The sequence below is a fragment of the Cellulomonas septica genome (assembly GCF_012396155.1).
Classification (GTDB): domain Bacteria; phylum Actinomycetota; class Actinomycetes; order Actinomycetales; family Cellulomonadaceae; genus Cellulomonas; species Cellulomonas septica.
Genome location: NZ_JAAXOY010000783.1, coordinates 1 through 1,471, shown reverse-complemented (window position 1 = coordinate 1,471; position 1,471 = coordinate 1). Strand labels below are relative to the sequence as shown.

General features: G+C 75.4%; 1 protein-coding gene and 1 pseudogene. One reads left to right on the top strand and one right to left on the bottom strand.

Features of this window, described 5'->3' with window-relative positions; all coding sequences use genetic code 11:
* A pseudogene (locus HGA02_RS19120) lies at positions 1-843 on the top strand (hypothetical protein); the annotation flags it as partial.
* Here the strand turns inward: HGA02_RS19120 and HGA02_RS19115 are convergent.
* Positions 830-1,339 carry an SRPBCC family protein gene (locus tag HGA02_RS19115; RefSeq protein WP_168680948.1) on the bottom strand — a complete coding sequence of 170 codons (510 nt, stop codon included), beginning with the start codon at positions 1,337-1,339 and terminating at the stop codon, positions 830-832. The pseudogene HGA02_RS19120 and the gene HGA02_RS19115 overlap by 14 nt on opposite strands.
* Positions 1,340-1,471: the final 132 nt, after the last annotated feature.

The following is a 1,471-nucleotide window of genomic DNA, read 5'->3' as shown; positions in this document are numbered from 1 at the left end:
CTCGCCGCACGCGTCGCGACGGCCTCGACGGGGGTCGAGCTGCCGGGCGGCGGCCAGCTCGTCTTCCCGGCGGTGCCGGGGCAGCCCGGCAAGCGGTACGTCGCGCTGTACGGGACGCCGGGGACGGCCGCGCTCGGGGTGCTCGGCGAGCAGGACGTGCCCGCGACGGTCGCGCGTGCGCAGGGCCAGGCGGACGCGTACCGACCGCTGACGGGCGACACGGTGGTGCCGGCGGTCGAGGTCATCGCCACGATCGCGTCGGCAGGGCCGGGGCCGGACGGCAACTACTCGCAGGAGCGGTCCGTCGAGGAGCTCCGCCCGTTGGTCGAGGCCGCGGGTGCGGCGGGTCAGCTCGTGATCCTCGACCTCCAGCCGGGGCGGACCGACTTCGTCACGCAGGCGCAGCTCTACGCCGACCTGCTCGCGCTGCCGTACGTCGGCCTGGCGCTCGACCCGGAGTGGCGGCTCGCGCCCGACCAGGTGCACCTGCGCCAGATCGGGTCGGTCGGCATCGACGAGGTCAACGCGGTCAGCGCGTGGCTCGCGGGCCTGACCCGGGAGCGTGCGCTCCCGCAGAAGATGCTCGTCCTGCACCAGTTCAGCCTGCGCATGATCAGCGGCCGCGAGGGGCTGGACACGTCGCACGACGAGCTCGCCACGGTCATCCACGTCGACGGCCAGGGCTCGCAGCCCGCGAAGGCGGGCACGTGGGCGACGCTCCGTGCCGGTGCGCCCGCGGTGCACTGGGGCTGGAAGAACTTCGTCGACGAGGACAGGCCGATGCTCGACCCCGCGCAGACCTACGGCGTGCAGCCGGTGCCGGACCTCGTCACGTACCAGTGACGTCGCGCGCCGGGTCGGCGACCGGTGCGGTCGCGGTCGTGGCCAGGTGCCGGTCGAGGCCGCGCTCGCCGAGCCGCATGACGCGGGCGTGCGACGCGGTGAAGACGCGGCCCAGCAGGGGAGCGGTCGCGTTCATCCACGCGCGCGTCGTGCGCACGTCCCAGACGACGCCGATCCGCGTGCGGTCGGGTGCGAGCGCCTCCAGCACGACGTCGCCGTGCCCCTCGAGGTCGCCCGACGCGCGCACGAGCACGCGGCGCTGCGGCTGCGCGGACTCGACGACCAGCCCGACCCGCAGCGCGTAGCCGAGCGGCGTCCGGAACAGCAGCGTCGCGGAGCTCCCGACGAGCCCGTCGACGGGCCGCACGTCGCGCGTGCGCAGGTGGGGCCACCACACGGGCCACGTGAGGGCCGGGTCGGCGAGCACGTCCCAGCACCGCGCGAGCGGGGCGCCCACGCGCCAGTCGGACGTCAGGACGTAGCCGCGACGACGCACCCGGCCGAGTCTAGGCTCGGACGCGATGAGCACCGCACCCGACGAGACGCCGGACGGCACGGGTGCGCGCAGCTCGTGGTGGCGCGGCCTGCGCCGCCGCCATCCAGCTGTCGAACGACACCATCGACGCCG